Annotated in this window: 19 protein-coding genes; 10 read left to right on the top strand and 9 right to left on the bottom strand. The window is 73.9% G+C overall.

What is annotated here, in order from left to right; translation table 11 throughout:
* The first annotated feature begins 27 nt into the window (after window positions 1–27).
* From ABEA53_RS04095 to ABEA53_RS04085, 3 genes are read left to right on the top strand one after another with little or no spacing between them, the layout of a single operon-like run.
* Window positions 28–1,152, top strand: coding sequence for an alcohol dehydrogenase catalytic domain-containing protein (locus ABEA53_RS04095; protein ID WP_345479723.1), 1,125 nt, complete (start codon window positions 28–30; stop codon window positions 1,150–1,152).
* Window positions 1,149–1,904: a 3-oxoacyl-ACP reductase FabG gene (fabG, locus tag ABEA53_RS04090; protein ID WP_345479721.1), complete on the top strand. Its 756-nt coding sequence runs from the start codon at window positions 1,149–1,151 to the stop codon at window positions 1,902–1,904. Before ABEA53_RS04095 ends, fabG begins: the two co-directional genes overlap by 4 nt.
* Window positions 1,901–2,359, top strand: coding sequence for a MaoC family dehydratase (locus tag ABEA53_RS04085; protein ID WP_345479720.1), 459 nt, complete (start codon window positions 1,901–1,903; stop codon window positions 2,357–2,359). Before fabG ends, ABEA53_RS04085 begins: the two co-directional genes overlap by 4 nt.
* 40 nt (window positions 2,360–2,399) lie before the next feature.
* On the opposite strand, the gene ABEA53_RS04080 is transcribed toward ABEA53_RS04085, so the two are convergent.
* The 4 genes from ABEA53_RS04080 to ABEA53_RS04065 all read right to left on the bottom strand — a co-directional run bounded on the left by ABEA53_RS04080 (window position 2,400) and on the right by ABEA53_RS04065 (window position 6,494).
* The gene (locus ABEA53_RS04080; RefSeq protein ID WP_345479718.1) at window positions 2,400–2,891 is read right to left on the bottom strand and encodes a hypothetical protein; all 492 of its coding nucleotides are present in this window, start codon (window positions 2,889–2,891) and stop codon (window positions 2,400–2,402) included.
* Window positions 2,892–2,900: 9 nt separating this feature from the next.
* On the bottom strand, window positions 2,901–3,830 hold the full coding sequence (locus ABEA53_RS04075; RefSeq protein WP_345479717.1) for an NADP-dependent oxidoreductase: 930 nt from the start codon (window positions 3,828–3,830) through the stop codon (window positions 2,901–2,903).
* 152 nt (window positions 3,831–3,982) lie between these two features.
* The gene (locus ABEA53_RS04070) at window positions 3,983–5,215 is read right to left on the bottom strand and encodes an acetyl-CoA C-acetyltransferase (protein WP_345479716.1); all 1,233 of its coding nucleotides are present in this window, start codon (window positions 5,213–5,215) and stop codon (window positions 3,983–3,985) included.
* Window positions 5,216–5,276: 61 nt separating this feature from the next.
* Window positions 5,277–6,494 carry an acyl-CoA dehydrogenase family protein gene (locus ABEA53_RS04065; protein ID WP_345479715.1) on the bottom strand — a complete coding sequence of 406 codons (1,218 nt, stop codon included), beginning with the start codon at window positions 6,492–6,494 and terminating at the stop codon, window positions 5,277–5,279.
* Between the two features lie 84 nt (window positions 6,495–6,578).
* On the opposite strand from ABEA53_RS04065, the gene ABEA53_RS04060 reads away from it, so the two are divergent.
* The 3 genes from ABEA53_RS04060 to ABEA53_RS04050 are packed head-to-tail and all read left to right on the top strand — an operon-like array spanning window position 6,579 to window position 9,348.
* Window positions 6,579–7,232, top strand: coding sequence for a QsdR family transcriptional regulator (locus ABEA53_RS04060; RefSeq protein ID WP_345479714.1), 654 nt, complete (start codon window positions 6,579–6,581; stop codon window positions 7,230–7,232).
* Window positions 7,229–7,687: an acyl-CoA thioesterase gene (locus ABEA53_RS04055; protein ID WP_345479713.1), complete on the top strand. Its 459-nt coding sequence runs from the start codon at window positions 7,229–7,231 to the stop codon at window positions 7,685–7,687. The genes ABEA53_RS04060 and ABEA53_RS04055 overlap by 4 nt, the downstream gene beginning before the upstream one ends.
* Before the next feature lie 56 nt (window positions 7,688–7,743).
* Window positions 7,744–9,348, top strand: a complete 1,605-nt coding sequence (locus ABEA53_RS04050) for a long-chain-fatty-acid--CoA ligase (RefSeq protein ID WP_345479712.1) — start codon at window positions 7,744–7,746, stop codon at window positions 9,346–9,348.
* 77 nt (window positions 9,349–9,425) lie between these two features.
* On the opposite strand, the gene ABEA53_RS04045 is transcribed toward ABEA53_RS04050, so the two are convergent.
* Window positions 9,426–10,052 carry a TetR/AcrR family transcriptional regulator gene (locus ABEA53_RS04045; RefSeq protein WP_345479711.1) on the bottom strand — a complete coding sequence of 209 codons (627 nt, stop codon included), beginning with the start codon at window positions 10,050–10,052 and terminating at the stop codon, window positions 9,426–9,428.
* Between the two features lie 86 nt (window positions 10,053–10,138).
* Between ABEA53_RS04045 and ABEA53_RS04040 the strand changes: the two genes are divergently transcribed.
* From ABEA53_RS04040 to ABEA53_RS04025, 4 genes are all read left to right on the top strand, one after another.
* On the top strand, window positions 10,139–11,635 hold the full coding sequence (locus ABEA53_RS04040) for a flavin-containing monooxygenase (protein WP_345479710.1): 1,497 nt from the start codon (window positions 10,139–10,141) through the stop codon (window positions 11,633–11,635).
* Window positions 11,636–11,649: 14 nt separating this feature from the next.
* Window positions 11,650–12,525 carry a 3-hydroxyacyl-CoA dehydrogenase gene (locus ABEA53_RS04035; RefSeq protein WP_345479709.1) on the top strand — a complete coding sequence of 292 codons (876 nt, stop codon included), beginning with the start codon at window positions 11,650–11,652 and terminating at the stop codon, window positions 12,523–12,525.
* A gap of 30 nt (window positions 12,526–12,555) precedes the next feature.
* Window positions 12,556–13,497 carry an alpha/beta hydrolase gene (locus ABEA53_RS04030; protein WP_345479708.1) on the top strand — a complete coding sequence of 314 codons (942 nt, stop codon included), beginning with the start codon at window positions 12,556–12,558 and terminating at the stop codon, window positions 13,495–13,497.
* A 108-nt stretch (window positions 13,498–13,605) separates the two neighbouring features.
* Window positions 13,606–14,478: a Rieske (2Fe-2S) protein gene (locus ABEA53_RS04025; protein WP_345479707.1), complete on the top strand. Its 873-nt coding sequence runs from the start codon at window positions 13,606–13,608 to the stop codon at window positions 14,476–14,478.
* Window positions 14,479–14,582: 104 nt separating this feature from the next.
* Here ABEA53_RS04025 and ABEA53_RS04020 read toward each other — a convergent pair whose 3' ends face one another.
* The 4 genes from ABEA53_RS04020 to ABEA53_RS04005 are packed head-to-tail and all read right to left on the bottom strand — an operon-like array spanning window position 14,583 to window position 18,727.
* On the bottom strand, window positions 14,583–15,398 hold the full coding sequence (locus ABEA53_RS04020) for a phosphotransferase (protein WP_345479706.1): 816 nt from the start codon (window positions 15,396–15,398) through the stop codon (window positions 14,583–14,585).
* Between the two features lie 58 nt (window positions 15,399–15,456).
* Window positions 15,457–16,965: a ribosome biogenesis GTPase Der gene (gene der, locus ABEA53_RS04015; RefSeq protein WP_345479705.1), complete on the bottom strand. Its 1,509-nt coding sequence runs from the start codon at window positions 16,963–16,965 to the stop codon at window positions 15,457–15,459.
* A complete protein-coding gene (gene cmk, locus ABEA53_RS04010; protein ID WP_345479703.1) occupies window positions 16,962–17,654 on the bottom strand; it encodes a (d)CMP kinase in 693 nt (230 codons plus the stop codon). The genes der and cmk overlap by 4 nt, the downstream gene beginning before the upstream one ends.
* Window positions 17,651–18,727: a prephenate dehydrogenase gene (locus ABEA53_RS04005; RefSeq protein WP_345479702.1), complete on the bottom strand. Its 1,077-nt coding sequence runs from the start codon at window positions 18,725–18,727 to the stop codon at window positions 17,651–17,653. Before ABEA53_RS04005 ends, cmk begins: the two co-directional genes overlap by 4 nt.
* Window positions 18,728–18,734 lie beyond the last annotated feature (7 nt).

The raw sequence follows: 18,734 nt of genomic DNA, 5'->3' as shown, positions 1-18,734 counted from the left end.
CATCGGCTGCGACGACGAGGAGGTCGGATGCGGATCAGCGGCGCGGTGCTCGAGGAGTCGGGACGACCCGGCCCGTTCGCCGAGACGAGACCGCTCGTCGTCGACGAGCTCGACCTCGCCGAGCCCGGCCCCACCGAGCTGCTCGTGCGCATCGAGGCGGCGGGCATCTGCCACTCCGACCTGTCGGTCGTCGACGGCAACCGGCCTCGGCCGACTCCGATGCTGCTCGGCCACGAGGCGGCCGGGATCGTGGAGGCGGTCGGCCGGGACGTGCACGACGTCGCCGAGGGGAACCGCGTCGTGCTCACGTTCCTCCCCCGCTGCGGCGACTGCGCCGCCTGCGCGACGAACGGCCGGCTGCCCTGCGAGCGCGGCGGCGCCGCGAACGCGAAGGGCGAGCTGCTCGGGGGCGGCACCCGGCTGCGCCGTCGCGGGGAGCCCGTCGCCCACCACCTCGGCGCCTCCGCCTTCGCCGACCACGCGGTGGTCGACCGCCGGTCGGTGGTGCCCGTGCCCGCCGCCGTGCCGGCGGAGGTGGCCGCACTGCTCGGCTGCGCGGTGCTGACCGGCGGCGGCGCGGTGCTGAACGCCTCCGGCGTCCGCGACGGCGAGCCGGTGCTCGTGGTCGGGCTCGGCGGCGTCGGTACGGCGGCGCTGCTCGTCGCGAAGGCGACCGGTCACCCGGTGATCGCCGTCGACGCGATCGAGAGCAAGCTCGCCTCCGCGCGGGCCTCCGGCGCGGACGAGGCGTGGACGCCCGAGCAGGCGCGGGAGGCGGGCGTCCGCGCGCCGGTCGTGATCGAGGCCGCCGGGCACCCCGCCGCCTTCGAGACCGCGTTCGCGCTGACGGCGCCGGGCGGGACGACCGTGACCGTGGGGCTGCCGCGCGCCGACGCCCGCTCGAGCATCCCGCCGCTGACGCTGACGAGCGAGGCGCGCACGGTGGTCGGCAGCTACCTCGGCTCGTCCGTCCCCGCGCGCGACGTGCCCGCCTACGCGGACCTGTGGCTCGACGGCCGGCTGCCTGTGGAGCGGCTCGTGTCGGGCCGGGTCTCGCTCGCCCGGATCAACGAAGCCATGGACGCGCTCGCGTCGGGCACGGCGCTGCGGCAGCTCATCACGTTCGAGGACACCATCGAGGAGGACGCATGACGGACAAGCGGGTCGCGATCGTGACTGGCGGGGCGCGCGGCATCGGCGCCGCAGTCGCGAAGCGGTTGGCGGAGCAGGGGCGCGACGTGGCGGTCGTCGACCTCGACGAGGCCGCCACCGCCGAGACGGTCGAGGCGGTGCGCGCGGCGGGCGGCCGGGCGATCGGCGTCGGCGCGGACGTGTCGAGGACCGAGGCCGTGGAGGCCGCGGTCGGCCGCATCGCCGACGAGCTCGGGGCGCCGACGATCCTCGTGAACAACGCCGGAATCCTGCGCGACAACCTGCTGTTCAAGATGACGGACGACGACTGGGACCAGGTCGTCGCCGTGCACCTGCGGGGCGCCTTCCTCATGAGCCGGGCCGTGCAGCGGCACCAGGTCGAGGCGGGCTGGGGGCGGGTCGTCTCCCTGTCCTCCACGAGCGCCCTCGGCAACCGCGGCCAGGCCAACTACGCCGCGGTGAAGGCCGGGCTGCAGGGCTTCACCAAGACGCTCGCGATCGAGCTCGGCCGGTACGGCGTCACGGCGAACGCGATCGCGCCCGGGTTCATCGCGACCGACATGCTGCGGCAGACGGCGGAGCGGATGAGGATCACGTACGAGGACTTCCTCGCGGGGGCCGCCAAGGAGATCCCGGTCGCCCGCGTCGGGCAGCCGGAGGACGTCGCGGAGGCGGCGGCGTTCTTCACCTCCGACGCGGCGTCGTTCGTGTCCGGCCAGGTGCTCTACGTCGCGGGCGGGCCGAAGGCATGACCACGGTCTTCGCCTCCCCGGACGCGCTGCTCGAGGCGGTCGGCGCGGACCTCGGCGCGAGCGACTGGATCACCGTCGACCAGCAGCGGATCGACCGCTTCGCGGCTGCGACCGACGACCACCAGTGGATCCACGTCGACCCGGAACGCGCGGCGAGCGGACCGTTCGGCGGCACGATCGCCCACGGCTACCTGTCGCTGTCGCTGCTCGCGCCGCTGATGTTCGAGGTGCTGCACGTGGAGGCGTGCGCGCTCGTCGTGAACGCCGGCTCGGACCGCGTGCGGTTCCTCACCCCGGTCCGCGCCGGCTCCCGCGTCCGGGCGCACGCGACGCTCGCCGCGGCCGAGCGGATCCCGACCGGCGTGCGCGCCAAGACGGCCGTGACGGTCGAGATCGAGGGCGCCGGGAAGCCGGCGCTGGTCGCCGAGACCCTGACGGTCTTCGTCCCCGCCTGACGCGTCGTTCCGTGAGGCATCTCCGCCTGCGGAACGGAGGTCAGTGGCTGGTGCGGCCCCGCTGGGACAGGAGCACCGGAGCGATCCAGCGGTCGGCGACGATGCCCGTCACGAACGAGTAGATGCTCTTGCCCGCGAGGTCGACCGCGAGCTCCTGCTTCGGCCACGTCGTCGGCGGCGCACCGACGCCCGTGCCGTTCTCGAGCGTCTGGTCGACCGCGAGCCGCACGGCCGTGTGGTGCACGTTCGCGACCGGACCGCGGATGCCGGTCACGGCCCACACGCCGCGGAGGGCGCCGACCACGGCGCCGGTCCCCCAGTGCATCGCGTGGTTCCAGACCGCCGACTGCGGCGCATCGCTCTCGGGCCGCCCGAGCAGCGCGCGCAGGGTCCGCGCCGGGACGTACGAGCGCGGGCGATGGTCGACCGCGATCTCGAGCTGCCCCGCCGCGGTCATCGCGGCGACGCCCACGAGGCCGCTCACCGCGCCCTTCAGCGCCGCGATCGCGAGCACCTGTCCCCTGGTCGCCACGGCTCCTCCTCAGAACGTCAGCACGATGCGGCCGCGGACCCCGCCGGCCTCGAGTCGGCGGTGCGCCTCCGGCGCCTGCGCGACCGGCAGCACGTCCGCCACCCGCAACACCAGCAGGCCGTCCTCCGTGAAGCGTCGGAGGGTCTCGAGCTTGGCCTGGGAGCGGTACTCGCGACCCACCATCGCCCGGTGGAACACGATGTCGCGCTGCGGCTCGCCGGCCCAGCCCCGCACGTCGACGAACCCGCCGCCGTCGCGGACGGCCGGCACGACCTGCTCGCGCTGCACGGCGGCGTCGACGAGCGCGTCGACCCCCTCCGGCACGAGCGCTCGGATGCGCTCGGCGACGTCGTCACCGCGCTCCACGACCTCGTCCGCACCGGCCGCGGCGACCTGCGCGCGGTCCTTCTCGGCCGCATCGGCGATCACCCGCAGCCCCGCGTGCTTCGCGAGCCGCACGACGTAGTCGCCGAGGGTCCCCGCGGCGCCGGTGACGGCGAGCGTCGAACCGGGCGCGAGGTGCAGCAGCTCGAGGCACTGCACCGCCGTGAGCCCGTTCATCGGCAGGGTCGCCGCGTGCTCCAGGTCGCTGCCCTCCGGGATCGGCGCCATCGACTCCCACGGCCCGACCAGGTGCTCGACGTAGGCGCCGCCGTGCTCCGACAGCGGCAGCGCCATCGCCATCACCTGCTGGCCGACGCGCCACGGGCTGCCCTCGCCGACCTCGTCGACCACGCCCGCCGCGTCCATGCCCGGGGCGTAGGGAGGTGGCGCACCCTGCGGATCGCGCATGCCGGTGCGGACGCCGACGTCCGTCGGGTTCACCGCCACCGCGTGCACGCGGATGCGGACCTCGCCGTCCTCCGCGTGCGGCTCCGGCACCTCGAACACCTGCAGCCGCTCCGGACCGCCGAACTCCTCAACCCCCACGAGACGCATCGCAGCAGCCTGCGCGCCCGGGGATCCGAGGACCCTGGGCCGAGGCTCGCGGATCCGCAGTTCCTTCCCGACGCGCCGAGCGACCGAATGTGCGCAGCGGCGTGTCGGCCCGGAACTGCGGATCCGCGGATGTTCTGCGGATCCGCGAGCCGTCAGCTGAGGCGCTCGATCACCATCGCCATGCCCTGGCCGCCGCCGACGCACATCGTCTCGAGGCCGAACGTCGCGTCCTTCGTGCGCAGCGCGTTCAGGAGGGTCGTGGTGATGCGCGCACCCGTCATGCCGAACGGGTGGCCGAGGGCGATGGCGCCGCCGTGCACGTTGAGCCGATCCCACTCGACACCGAGCTCGTCGGCGGAGGGGATCACCTGGGCCGCGAACGCCTCGTTGATCTCGACGAGGTCGATGTCGCCCATGGACATGCCCGCGGTCGCGAGCGCCTTCCGGCTCGCCTCGACCGGTCCGAGGCCCATGATCTCGGGCGACAGCGCGGTGACGGCGGTCGAGACGATGCGCGCGAGCGGCGTGAGCCCGAGGTCCTTCGCCAGCGCGTCCGACACGACGACGAGCGCCGCGGCGCCGTCGTTCAGCGGGCAGGCGTTGCCGGCGGTGACCGTGCCGTCCTTCCGGAACACGGGCTGCAGCCCGGCGAGCGTCTCGACCGTCACACCCGCGCGCGGGCCGTCGTCCGTCGACACGATGCGACCGTCCGGCGTCGTGACGGGCGTGATCTCCCGCTCGAAGACGCCGGCGGCGATCGCGCGCTCGGCCCGGTTCTGGCTGAGCGCGGCGTACTCGTCCTGCCGCTGCCGGCTCACGCCCTTCAGCCCGGCGACGTTCTCGGCCGTCTGCCCCATGGCGATGTACGCGTCGGGCAGCAGGCCGTCCTCGCGCGGGTCGTGCCAGGCGCCGCCCTCCTGCGCCCGGCGCTGCGTCCGCGCCTCGGCGTCGGCGAACACCGGGTTGAGGATCTCGTGGGGGTCGCGGCCGGGGATGAAGTCGGCGCTGCCGCGGGCGAAGGAGGTGACCGACTCGACGCCGGCGGAGACGAACGCCTCCCCCTCCCCCGCCTTGATCGCGTGGAACGTCATGCGCGTCGTCTGCAGGCTCGAGGAGCAGTACCGGGTCACGGTGGTGCCGGGCATGAAGTCGTACCCGAGCTGCACGGCGACGATCCGCGCCATGTTCATGCCCTGCTCGCCGCCGGGCAGACCGCAGCCGAGGATGAGGTCGTCGATCCGTTCGGGACCGAGCTCGGGCACGGCGTCGAGCGCCTCCCGCACGAGCAGCGCGGCGAGGTCGTCGGGCCGGAACCCGACCAGCGACCCCTTGTTCGCCCGCCCGATCGGCGAGCGCTTCGCCGCCACGATCACTGCTTCCGGCACCGTTGCCTCCTTCGAAGATTCCGTCCCGTAGGACCTGGAGTCCTGCGGAACGCAGAGCGGATCAGACGAAGGCGTTCATGCCCGTGATGGACCGGCCCACGATCAAGGTGTTCATCTCGCGCGTGCCCTCGTACGAGTACAGCGCCTCCGCGTCCGCGAAGAACCGGGCGACGCCCTTGTCGAGCACGATGCCGTTGCCGCCGAGGATCTCGCGGGCGTAGCCCACCGTCTCCCGCATCCGCGCCGTGGCGAACGCCTTCGCGAGCGCCGAGTGCTCGTCCTTCTGGATCCCGGCGTCCTGCATCTGCGAGGCGCGCAGGCACATGCCGATGGAGGCGGTGATGTTCCCGAGGCCCTTCACGAGCAGGTCCTGGATCAGCTGGTGGCTCGCGATCGGCTTGCCGAACTGCGTGCGCTCCTTCGCGTAGCCGAGCGCCGCCTCCCACGCGCCGACGGCGACGCCGACCGACTGCCACGCCACCTCGCAGCGCGTCAGGCGCAGCACGGTCGCGACGTCGCGGAAGGACCGGATGCCCGGCAGGCGCTTCGCCTCGGGCACGCGCACGTCGACCATCGTGATGTCGGCGTTCTGCACGCTGCGCAGCGCGATCTTGTCCTCGATCTTGTCCGCGCGGAACCCGGGCAGGTCGGTGTCGACCAGGAAGCCCTTGACCTGCCCGTCCGCCTCGTCCTTCGCGTAGATCACGACGAAGTCGCTGAAGGTGGCGTTGCCGATCCATCGCTTGGCGCCGTTCAGGACCCACTCGTCGCCCTCCCGGCGGGCGGTCGTGCGCAGGCCGCGTGCGGAGTCGGAGCCGGAGTAGGGCTCCGTCAGCCCGAAGGCGCCGAGCAGGGTGCCGGCCGCCATCGCGGGCAGCAGCTCCGCCTTCTGCTCCGGCGAGCCGCCGACGTCGATGGAGCCCATCGCGAGGCCGGACTGCACGCCGACGAACGTGGCGACGGAGGCGTCGACGCGACCCATCTCGAGCGCCATCCAGCCGCGGAACACCGCGCTGTTCTCGAACTTGCGCACCGACTGCACGAACGGCCCGAGCGCCCCCAGGTCGGCCAGCCACGGGATCACCTGCTTCGGGAACTCGGCCCGGGCCCAGTACTCGTCGGCGATCGGCCGCACGCGCCCCTCGAACACCGCCCGGAACTCGGCGGCGTGCCGCTGCTCGTCCGGCGTGAGGAAGTCCTGGTAGCCGTAGAAGTCGCTCGCCAGGTGGTCGAGCGTGGGCTCCTCGGAGCCGGTCTGCGTCGCGTCGGTGATCGTCATCGATTCCCTCTTCCCTCGGTGCGGGACTGCTCGAGCGAGTCTACGCATCACTTCTCGAAGTGTTGCAGCGGTACTCTTCCGTGCATGACGGCCGTCGACGTGCCCGTCCGCACGACCGGCCCCGGCGGCCTCGGCGTGCGGCTGGTGCCGAGCGCGCTCTCCGAGCGGCTCGCCGGCCACGAGGACGCGGCGCGGGCCTTCCGGGCGGCGCGGCACCGGTTCATCGACGGGGACCGCATCGACATGTCGGCACTCGCCGCCGACCTCGGCGTCGACCGCACCTCCCTGTTCCGCTGGGTCGGCAACCGCGACGCGCTGCTCGCCGAGATCCTGTGGAGCCTCGCCGTGCCGACGTTCGACGCGGCGGACGCGGCGACGGAGGCGCGGGGCGCGGATCGCGTGGAGGGCGCGCTCGTGCGCTTCGTCACCGCCCTGATCGACGCCGACTACTTCCGCGCGTGGATCACCCGCGAGCCGTCGCGCGCGCTGCGCATCCTGACGGGCGGCGCGAGCCCGGTGCACCGCCGCTTCGTCGCGATCGTCGAGCGGCTGCTCGAGGAGGAGATCGCCGCCGGCCGGATGATCACGCCGCTGCCCCCGCACGACCTCGCGACCGTGCTCGTGCGGGTCGCCGAGTCGTACGCCTACGCCGATCTGATCGCGGGCGAGCCGCCGGACGCCGAGCGCGCCGCGGCGGCCTTCGCGCTCGTGCTCGCCGCCACGAGGCCGGCCTCGTGACGGACGCCCGCGAGGAGCCGCGCCCGACGCTCGACGACTACTTCTGGACCCGGTCCTTCCCGACCCGCTGGAACGACAACGACGTCTTCGGGCACGTGAACAACACGATCTACTACGCCGCGATGGACACCACGGTGACGTCCTGGCTGCTCGGGCAGGCCGGCTACGGGATGGCGGAGGACGACGGCGACCCGGCGGTCGTGATCGCGTCCTCCTGCCGCTACTTCGCCTCCGGCGCCTTCCCCGACACCCTCGTCGTCGGGCTGCGCGCCGACCGCGTCGGCCGCACGAGCGTCTCCTGGGGCCTCGGGATCTTCCGGGAGGCGGACCAGGAGCTGCTCGCCACCGGCACCTTCGTCCACGTCTTCGTCGGCCGCGCCGACCGCCGCCCGATCCCCGTCCCCTCCGCCATCCGCGACCGCGTCGGCCGCGAACTCATGGCGGACGCCCAGTAGCCCGCAGCCCGACTGCACGGCATCCTCAGACCCGTCACTTCGAAGGAGAAGCAACGATGAACGACGACGTTCTCGACGGCCCCGGCAACGCCACCATCTCGGTCGCCACGATCCTCGCGGAGGCCGCGCACCGCTACCCGGACAAGACGGCGGTGATCTGGGCGGGCCAGACCGGGCCGCAGTCCCGGGCGACCTACCGCGAGCTCTGGGACGACGCCAGGCGCATCGCCGGCGTGCTGCGCGCCCGCGGCGTGCAGCGCGGCGACCGAGTCGCGATGCTCGTGCCGAACGTGCCCGACTTCCCGCGCGTGTACTACGCGGTCCTCGCGATCGGCGCGGTCGCGGTGCCGATCCACCTCCTGTTCAAGAAGGACGAGATCGCGCACGTGCTGCGCGACAGCGGCGCGAAGCTCGTGATCATCGGCGCGCCGAGCCTCGGCGAGGCGCTGCCGGCCGCGATGGAGGCGGGCGTCGACGCCGTGTCCGTGCTGCTGCCCGAGGCCGCGAAGGACCTGGCGCCGATCCCCCGCCTCGAGGCGCTGATGGCGGAGGCCGAGCCGATCGTGCGGCAGGAGGCGATGAACCCGCTCGAGCCGGCGACGCTGCTCTACACGAGCGGCACCACGGGCACCCCGAAGGGCGCCATCGGCTCGCACTTCTCGCTGGTCGAGCAGGTGCACGTGTCGCTGATCGACCTGTTCGACATGGGCCACGACGACGTCGTGTTCGGCGGCCTGCCGCTGTTCCACACGTTCGGGCAGACCTGCGTGCTGAACACCGCGTTCCGCAAGGGCGCGACGGTCGTGATGCTGCCGAAGTTCGACCCGGTCGGCGCCCTCACCGCGATGGCCGAGCACGGCGCGACGGTGTTCACCGCGGTGCCGACGATGTACGTCGGCCTGCTGGCCGGCGCGCGGGCCGGTGCGCCGAAGCCGAAGCTGCGCTACGCGGTCTCCGGCGGCGCCCCGCTGCCGCTGGCGGTGCTCGAGGACTTCTCCGAGACCTTCGGCGCCACCGTCTACGAGGGCTACGGCCTCACCGAGACCTCGCCCGTCGTGTCCTTCAACCCGATCGGGCAGCCGATCCGCCCCGGCACCATCGGCGTGCCGATCTGGGGCGTCGACGTGCTGATCGCCGATGCGGACGTCGACGACCGCATCGTGGAGCTGCCGCGCGGCGAGCTCGGCGAGCTGGTCGTGCGCGGGCACGACCTGTTCAAGGGCTACCTCGGCAAGCCGGAGGCGACCGCGGCGGCGGTGGTGGACGGCTGGTTCCGCACCGGCGACCTCGCGACGATGGGCGAGGACGACTACCTGACGATCGTGGACCGCAAGAAGGACATGATCCTGCGCAACGGCTACAACGTGTACCCGACCGAGGTGGAGGGCGTGATCATGCGCCACCCCGCGGTGCAGGCCGCGGCCGTGTTCGGCACCCCGCACGCGAAGCACGGGCAGGAGATCGAGGCCGCCGTCGTGCTCAAGGAGGGGCAGCAGACGACCGAGGACGAGCTGCGGGAGTTCGTGAAGGCGAAGATCGCGGCTTACAAGTTCCCGCGCGTCGTGCACCTCGTCGACGAGCTGCCGCTCGGCCCCTCGGGCAAGGTGCTGAAGCGCGAGCTGACGCGGGTCTGGTCGGAGGATCCGGTCCCCGCCTCCTGAGCCCTGCTCACGCTTCGTGCCGCCCGCCGACTCGGCGTGCGGCACGAAGCGTGAGCGAGGTCCGGCGGCGTCCCGGATCAGGGGCGCGGCGTGCCGTAGATCGTCGTGCACCACACGTCGGTGAGCACGTCGAGCACGTCGTCGGCGGCGAGCGCCGGCAGCTCCGCGCCGAACGACGCGACGAGCACGCGCTCGTTCATCGCGTTCAGCGCGATGCTCGTCGCCCGCGGGTCGACGATCTCCCGCGCGCGGCCCCGGCGGCGCTCGGCGACGATCGTGGAGGCGGTCAGCTCCACCCAGCGGGTGGAGCGGCGGGCCCACTCGTCGCGCAGCTCGGGCACCGTCGCCCTCGCCTCCGCGAGCGTGACGGTCACCGACCGGTGCTCGCCGAACACGGCGACGAAGACGCCGATCGACGCCCGCCACCAGGCGGCCGGGTCGTCGCCGGGCACGCCGATGGTCGCGAGCCGCTCGTCCACCTCCGTGACCATCCGGTCGAGCAGCTCGAGCAGCACGGCCTGCTTGGAGGGGAAGTAGAAGTAGAAGGCGCTGCGGGAGATCGCGGCGCCGGCGGCGATCTCGTCGATCGCGATGTCCGCCATCGCACGGGTCCGCAACAGCGTCTCGAACGCCTCCACGATGGCGCGCTGCCGCTCGTCCCCGGAGGGGCGCGAGGCGCGGCGGCCCCGGGGCGATGCGGTCATCCCCTGAGCCTATGCGGCGACTTTCGACACGGTGTCGACTTTCTCGACGATCTGTCGATACTGTGGGTGCAGCGGGGAGGTCGATGATGACGGAGCACCTGGACGTGGTGGTCGTGGGCGCGGGGCTGTCCGGGATCGGTGCGGCGGCGACGCTGCTGCGCCGGACGCCGGAGCGGTCGATCGCGGTCCTCGAGTCGCGCGACGTGATCGGCGGCACCTGGGACCTGTTCCGGTACCCCGGCGTGCGCTCGGACTCGGACATGTACACGCTCGGCTACGCCGCGCGCCCCTGGGGCGGCGAGAAGTCGATCGCCGACGGCGACGACATCCGGCAGTACGTGCTGCGGACCGCCGAGGAGACCGGCGTGCGCGACCGCGTCCGCCTGCGGCAGCGGGTGGTCGCGGCCTCCTGGCACTCCGACCGGTCGCTCTGGGAGCTGACGGTGCTGCACCGGGATCCCGCGGCGACGGGCGAGTGGCGTGCCGACGAGCAGGGCACCACGACGACGATCACCTGCTCGTTCCTGTTCGCCTGCACCGGCTACTACCGGTACGACGAGGGCTACTCCCCCGCGCTGCCGGGCGTCGAGGCGTTCGAGGGCCCCGTGGTGCACCCGCAGCACTGGCCGGCGGACCTGGATGCGGCGGGCAAGCGGTTCGTGATCATCGGCAGCGGCGCCACCGCCGTCACGCTGGTGCCGGCGCTCGCCAAGCGGGGCGCCCACGCGACGATGCTGCAGCGCTCGCCCACCTACGTCGCGGCCGTGCCCTCGCGCGACCGGCTGGCGCTGAAGCTCAAGGGCAAGCTGCCCCCGCGCCTCGCCTACCGCGTGGTGCGGACGAAGCACATCCTCGGCTCGATCGTGCTGTACCAGTACGCCCGCCGGCGGCCCGCAGCCATGAAGGCGGTGCTGCGGAACGCCGCGAAGGCGAAGCTGCCCGCGTCCTTCGACGTCGACACGCACTTCTCGCCCCGCTACGACCCCTGGGACCAGCGGCTCTGCGCCGTCCCGGGCGGCGACCTGTTCCGCGCCATCACCGCCGGCGACGCCGACGTGGTCACCGACCGCATCGAGCGGATCGAGCCGCACGGCGTCCGCCTCGCCTCCGGCGGCTCGCTCGACGCCGACGTGCTCGTCACCGCGACCGGGCTCAACGTGCTCGTCCTCGGCGGGATGCGGATCGATGTCGACGGGCGCCCGATCGACCCCGGGAAGACGCTCGCCTACAAGGGCATGATGCTCACCGGCGTGCCGAACCTGGCCTACACGATCGGCTACACGAACTCCTCCTGGACGCTGAGGGCCGACCTGATCGCGAACGCGGTCGCCTCGATGCTCATCCGGATGCGCCGGCGCGGTGAAGCGGTCGCGGTCGCGTCCGCGCCGACCGAGGAGGGGCCGACCGCACCCGTCATCGACCTGGCGGCCGGCTACATCCAGCGCGGTCTGGCGCAGCTGCCGCGCCAGGGCCACCGCTCCCCGTGGCGCGTGCACCAGAACTACGTGCGCGACCTGCTGCTGTTCCGCTTCGACGCGCGCCACAAGGCGCTGCGCTTCGTCCCCGCCCGCTCCCGGGCCTGAACCGGAGGATCCCCGTGACCGACCCCGCCCCCTCGACGACCGCCCCCTCCCCCTTCGAGCGCGTGACCGTGCTCGGCACGGGCGTGCTCGGCGCGCAGATCGCCCTCCAGGTCGCCGCGCACGGCGTCGACGTGACCTCCTACGACGTCGACGACGACGCGCTGCGAGTCGGTCGCGGACGGCTCGACGCGTTCGCCGAGGCGGCCGCCCTCGAGGTCCGCGATCCCGCCGCCTACCGCGCGGCGCCCGACCGCATCCGGCTCACCAGCGACCTCGCCGCCGCGGTGCAGGGTGCGGACCTCGTGATCGAGGCGGTGCCCGAGCGGCTCGAGCTGAAGCGCGACGTGTGGGCCCGCGTCGGCGCCGCCGCACCGGCGTCGACCGTGTTCGCGACGAACTCCTCCAGCCTGCTGCCGAGCGCGATCGCCGATGCGACGGGTCGGCCGGACCGGTTCCTCGCCCTGCACTTCGCCAACAACATCTGGCGCCAGAACACCGCCGAGATCATGGGGACGCCGCAGACGGACACCGCCGTCGCCGATCGCGCGGAGGCGTTCGCGGTCGCGATCGGCATGGTGCCGATCCGGCTGCACAAGGAGCAGGCGGGCTACGTGCTGAACTCGCTCCTCATCCCGTTCCTGTCCGCCGCCGCGGAGCTGCTCGTCAAGGGCGTGGCGACGCCCGAGACGATCGACACGACCTGGAAGGTCGCGACCGGCGCGCCGGCGGGCCCGTTCCAGATCTACGACGTCGTCGGCCTGCGCACCGCGTACGCCATCGCGAGCGCGGAGCCGCGCGCGGCCGTGTGGGCCGCGTACCTGAAGGAGCACTACCTCGACAAGGGCCTGTTCGGCGTGGAGTCGGGCGAGGGCTTCTACCGCTACCGCTGACCTCCTCCCCCCGCACGAAAGGACGGCACCATGCCGCTCGACCCCGGTACCGCGATGATGCTGCAGGAGATGCAGGCCCGCGGCGTGCCCACCATGTCCGAGGGCACGCCCGAGCAGGGCCGCGCGATGCTGCGCGCGTTCTCCGGCGTCGACCGGCGCGACCCCGCGACGCTGCCGCCGATCGCGGAGATCCGCGACCAGGAGGTGGGCGGGGTGCCCGCGCGGGTGTACCGGCCCGCGGTCTCCGATCCGGCGCCGACGATCGTGTTCCTGCACGGCGGCGGGTTCGTGATCGGCGACCTGGACACCCACGACGCCGCGGTGCGCCTGCTCGCCACCGACGTCGGCGCGGTGGTGGTCAGCGTCGACTACGGCCTCGCGCCCGAGCGGCCGTTCCCCGCTGGGCTCGACGACGCGTGGGCGGCGTTCAGCGACGTCGCCGGCCTCATCGGCGACTTCGGCGGCGACCCCGATCGCCTCGTCATCGCCGGGGACAGCGCCGGAGCGAACCTCGCGGCCGTCACGGCGATCCGCGCGCGGGACGTCGGCATCCCGCTCGCGGCGCAGCTGCTCGCCTACCCGGCGACCGACCCGGGCGGCGAGTACCCGTCGCGCAGCGAGAACGCGGAGGGGTACTTCCTCACCGCGCGGGACATGGACTGGTTCTTCGGCCACTACATCGGCGTCGCTCCCGACTCCCCCGAGGCGCGCGCGCTCGTCGACGACCCGCGGATCGCGCCGCTGCGCACGCCCGACCTCACGGGCGTCGCGCCGGCCATCATCGCCACGGCCGAGTACGACCCGCTGCGGGACGAGGGCGTCGCCTACGCCGCCGCGCTTCAGGCGGCGGGCGTCCAGGTCTGGCACCGCACCTTCCCGGGGCTCATCCACGGCTTCTACGGCACCCCGCTGCCCGGGCCGCTCGCGGCGACGCACGAGATCGACTCGGCCCTGGCCGCCCTCCTGCACTAGGCGCCCCGCCTCCGCAGCGGACCCTGGGGATCTGCTGCGGAGGCGCCCCGCCGGTTTGCGGGCTCGCTCCCGGTGCGGTCGGCTGGGGACGACGAAAGAGGTGCGCCCGTGCGCGAGCTGTCGATCCTGAAGCCCCTGGTCCGCCTCGAGCAGGTGGCCGCACTCGATCCGGTGGTGCGGAACGTGCAGAAGGTGGTGCTGTCCCTCCTCAAGCCCCGCGCGGTCGAGGACGTGCTGCACGGCGTCCCCGCCGGGCACCCGCTGCACCCCGCGCTGATCCTGCTGCCCGCAGGCTCCTGGATCGGGGCCGCCGTGCTCGACCTGGTGCCGGGGACCGAGCGCGCCGCCCGCGTGCTGGTCGCCGCCGGCGTGCTCGGCGCGGCTCCGGCGATCGCCGCCGGCTGGGCCGACTGGGCGCGGTCCGGACGCGAGCAGCAGCGCGTGGGCATCGTGCACGCCGTCGCGAACGAGACGGCGTGGACGCTCTACGCCGCCTCCTGGCTCGCGCGCCGCACCGGCCGCGAGGGGCTCGGCAAGGCGCTCGGCTTCACCGCCTTCGGCCTCGTCGGCTTCGGCGGCTACCTCGGCGGGCACCTCGGGTACCGGCAGGCGGTCGGCGCGAACCACGCGGAGGGGGTCCTCACGCGCTTCCCCGAGGGCTGGCACCCGCTCGGCGCGCTCGTCGACCTGCCCGACGGTGCGGCCGCGCGCTACGACGTCGCGGGCGAGGGCCTGTTCGTGCTGCGCCGCGGTCACGACGTGCACGTGCTCGCCGACGTCTCGACGCACATGGGCGAGACGCTGCACGACGGCGTCCTCGGCGAGACGAAGCGCGGCACGGCGACCGTCGAGACCACGCGCGGCAGCGTCTTCGAGGTCGAGTCCGGGGAGGTCGTGCACGGCCCGGCGACCGCGCCCGCCATCCGATTCGAGACCCGCGCCGCCGGCGGCCTCGTCGAGGTCCGCCTCCACCGCCCCTAGCGATCGTGCTCCGGATCCCTGCCGCTTCCGCTCGTGTGGAGCGGCAGGGATCCGGAGCGTCTTCAGCCGAGGGCGTTCGCTCGCGCTTCGTGCCGCTCCGGAGGTCAGGCGAGCAGGGACTCGCCCTGCTGCTCGAGCCAGGCGCGGCGACGCTCGATGCGGTCGCCCACGCCCTCCCGCCACATCCGCGCCCAGCCCCCGCCGACGTGCTCGGCCCGCCAGCGCATCAGGTGCCACGACCGGTCCGCGAGGTTCACGGAGACGGGGAGCAGGCGCGCGCGGTCCGTCTCGGGCAGCCCGTAGGCGTCGACCGCGATGCGCGCCCGCCGCGCCGGGTCCGCGCCGCGGAGCGCGGGCCCGCGGTCCGCCTCCGGCATCCACGGCCCCCACCAGAGCAGCAGGTTCGCCAGCTCCTCCACCCGCGTGACCGGGCCGAGCAGGTCGAAGTCGATCAGCGCGACCGCGCGGCCCATGCGGAACACGACGTTCTCGGGCGTGACGTCGCGGTGGCCGACGAGCTCGGGCTCCCCCGCGGTGCGTGCAGGCAGTCCGTCCGGCGCGGGCTGCGGCACCGCGAGCACCGCCTCCGGCAGTCCGAGCGGCGCCACGGCGTCGTGGTAGCCGCGCAGCAGGCGGGCGAGCGAGCGGAGGCGCTCCTCGTCCGCGATCCGGTCGGGCCACGGCCGTCCCGCCACCTCGCCGTCGACGAACGAGAGCACGTCCCGTCCTCGGCCGTCGCGCCCGAGGAACCGCGGAGCGCCCTCGAACCCGACGGCCTCGAGGTGCCGCAGGACGACCTCCACCGCGCCCGACACCGCCGACGGCGGCCGCCGAACGGTGTCCCCGACGCGGACGAGCCCCTCGGTGACGTCGCCGCCGAGCAGCGGCTCCTCCGGCCCCTCGGCGAAGACCTCGCTCACGCTTCTTGCCGCCTCGGCGCTCCGGAGGCGGCACGAAGCGTGAGCACGATGCAGGGCATCAGGAGCGCTGACGCCGCTCCCTGACGCGCATGTTCACGACGATCGGGGTGCCGACGAAGCCGTAGACCTCGCGCAGGCGCCGCTGCACGAAGCGGCGGTACTGCGGGTCGAGGAAGCCCGTCGTGAACAGCACGAAGGTGGGCGGCCGGCTGCCGGCCTGCGTCCCGAACAGGATGCGGGGCTGCTTGCCGCCGCGCACCGGGTGCGGGTGCGCCGCGGTCAGCTCGGCGATGAAGGCGTTGAACTTGCCCGTCGGGATGCGGGTGTCCCAGCCGTCGAGGGCCGCGGTCAGCGCGGGCACCAGGCGCTCGAGGTGTCGGCCCGTGAGCGCCGAGATGTTCACCCGCGGCGCCCACGACACGTGCGCGAGGTCCTGCTCGATCTCGCGCTCCAGGTAGCGGCGGCGCTCGTCATCGATCAGGTCCCACTTGTTGAAGGCGAGCACGAGCGAACGCCCCGACTCCAGCACCATGTCGACGATGCGGATGTCCGCCTCGCTGATCGGCTGCGTCACGTCGAAGAGCACCACCGCGACCTCGGCGCGCTCGAGCGCGGCCTGGGTGCGGAGGGAGGCGTAGAAGTCGGCGCCCTGCGACAGATGCGTGCGCCGCCGGATGCCGGCGGTGTCGACGAAGCGCCACACGGTGCCGGCGATCTCGATCTGCTCGTCCACCGGGTCGCGGGTGGTGCCCGCGACGTCGGAGACGACCACGCGGTCCTCCCGGGCCGACTTGTTCAGCAGGCTCGACTTGCCGACGTTCGGGCGGCCGACGAGCGCGACGCGGCGGGGTCCGCCGACCTCGGGCTTCGCGACGTTCGACTCCTTCGGCAGCATCCGCATGACCTCGTCGAGGAGGTCCGCGACGCCGCGGCCGTGCAGCGCGGAGACGGCCCACGGCTCGCCGAGGCCGAGGCCCCACAGCTCGCCGATGTACGCCTCCTGGCGCACGTCGTCGACCTTGTTGGCGACGAGCCGGACGGGCTTGTTCGTCGCGCGCAGCATGCGCACGACCTGCTCGTCCGACGCGGTCGCGCCGACGATGGCGTCGACCACGAACAGCACGGCGTCGGCCAGCTCGACCGCCACCTCGGCCTGCGCGGCGACCGCGGCGTCGAGCCCCGAGGCGTCCGGCTCCCAGCCGCCGGTGTCGACGAGCGTGAACGGACGGCCGTCCCACTCCCCCCGGTAGGTGACGCGGTCGCGCGTGACGCCCGGGGTGTCCTCCACCACCGCGGCGCGGCGGCCGAGGATGCGGTTCACGAGCGCGGACTTGCCGACGTTCGGCCGCCCCACGATCGCGAGCACCGGCAGCGCCGCGCCGGCGCCCGCCTCCAGGTCGCCGAGCTCGTCGCCCTCGAGGAGGAGGCGGTCCTCCTCGTCGAGCGCGTAGTCCTCGAGTCCCGCCCGCAGCGCCTCCGCACGGCGGTCGGCTGCGGCGTCGTCGATCCCGCCCAGCCGCTCCGCGAGGTCGTCGGATCCTTCGTAGTCGTCGTCCGCGTCGGTCATGCGACCGGCTCCAATCCTGCGGCTTCCCGCACCAGGGTGACCAGGGCCGCGACGGTGCCGTCGAAGTCGAGGTCGGTCGAATCGAGTGTGGTGACGCCGTCGGCGGCCTCGAGGAAGTCGACGACGCGGGAGTCCTTCGCGTCGCGCTCCGCCATCGATCGCGCGACGGCCGAGTGGTCCTCGTCGGGCAGCTCCTTGGCCCGGCGGGAGGCGCGCACCTCGGCGCTGGCGGTGAGCAGCACGCGCACATCGGCGTGCGGCGCGACCACCGTCGTGATGTCGCGGCCCTCCGCGACGACGCCCGGTTCGGCGGCGGCGAGGCGGGCGCGGAAGCCCTCGTTCAGCCGCGTGCGGACCGCGGGCACGCGGGCGACGCCGCTGACTGCGGCGGTGACCCGCGGGGTGCGGATGGCGTCGGTCACGTCGACGCCGCCGACGCGGACCCAGCGCTCGTCGGGGTCGTCAGCGGACTCGAACGCGAAGCCGTCGAGCGCGCGCTCGACGGCCGCCGCGTCCTCCGGGTCGCCGCCCTGCTCCAGCACGCTCCACGCGAGCGCGCGGTACGCGGCGCCGGTGTCGAGGAACCCGAAGCCGAGGGCCGCCGCGGCGGCGCGCGAGACGCTCGACTTGCCGCTGCCCGCCGGTCCGTCGACCGCCACGATCACGCCCACCTGCTGCTCCTTCGTCATGCGACCCGCCACCCTCGGTGCTGCAGGTCCGCTTCCAGTCCGCCGGCGACCTCCGGGGTCACCGCCAGCTCCACGATGCCGATCGGGGCGCCGGGCGAATGCTCCAGGCGCATGTCCTCGAGGTTCACCCCGAGCTCGCCGATCTCCGTCAGCAGTCGTGCGATCTGCCCCGGCCGGTCGTCGACCAGCACGGTCAGCGTCGTCGTGCGCAGGTCGACGCCGTGCTTGCCCGGGATCCGGGCGACGCCGTCGTTGCCCGCCGCGAGCACGTCGGCCAGCGAGCGCTGGGCGCCCGCCGCAGCCGGATCGGCGAGCGCGGCGAGCACCGCGTCGAGGTCGTCGCGCAGGTCGGAGAGCACGGGCAGGATCCGGGACGCGTTGGCGCTCAGGATCTGCACCCACAGCGCGGGATCGCTGCCCGCGATGCGCGTCGTGTCGCGCAGCCCCTGGCCCGCGAGGTCGGTGGCGTGGTCCGGCGCGTCGACGAGCCGGGCGGCCAGCAGGCTCGAGACGAGCTGCGGCGCGTGCGACACGATGGCGACGGCGTCGTCGTGGCGCTCGGCGGGCAGCCGAACGGGCACGGCGCCGAGGTCGAGGGCGAGCGCCTCCAGCACCGCGGCCTGCTCCGAGGTGGAGTCGGCGTGCGGCGCGAGCACCCACGGGCGGCCGAGGAAGAGGTCGGCGCGGGCCGCGATCGGGCCGCCGCGCTCCCTCCCGGCCATGGGGTGCGATCCGAGGTAGCGCTCGATCGGCGCCCCGGCGGCCCGCAGCGCGGCGAGCGGGCCCGCCTTCACGCTGGCGACGTCGGTGACCAGCGCGTCCGGGAACCGCTCGAGCTCGGCGCGCACGACGTGGGCGACCACGTCGGGCGGCACCGCGACGACGACGACCGCGGGAGCGTCCCCCTCCGCGCTGCGCCGACCCGCGCCGTAGTCCACCGCGAGCGCCAGGGTCGACGGCGAGACGTCGTCGAGGACGACGTCGACGGCGAGGGAGGAGAGGCCGAGCCCGATGCTCGTGCCGAGCAGCCCGGTGCCGACGACCCGGACCTGCCCCCTGGTACGGGCGGACACGGGCGTC

This window comes from Amnibacterium soli (genome assembly GCF_039544415.1).
GTDB lineage: Bacteria > Actinomycetota > Actinomycetes > Actinomycetales > Microbacteriaceae > Amnibacterium > Amnibacterium soli.
Note: the sequence above shows the minus strand (reverse complement) of the source record. Positions and strands in the feature narration are given on the sequence as shown.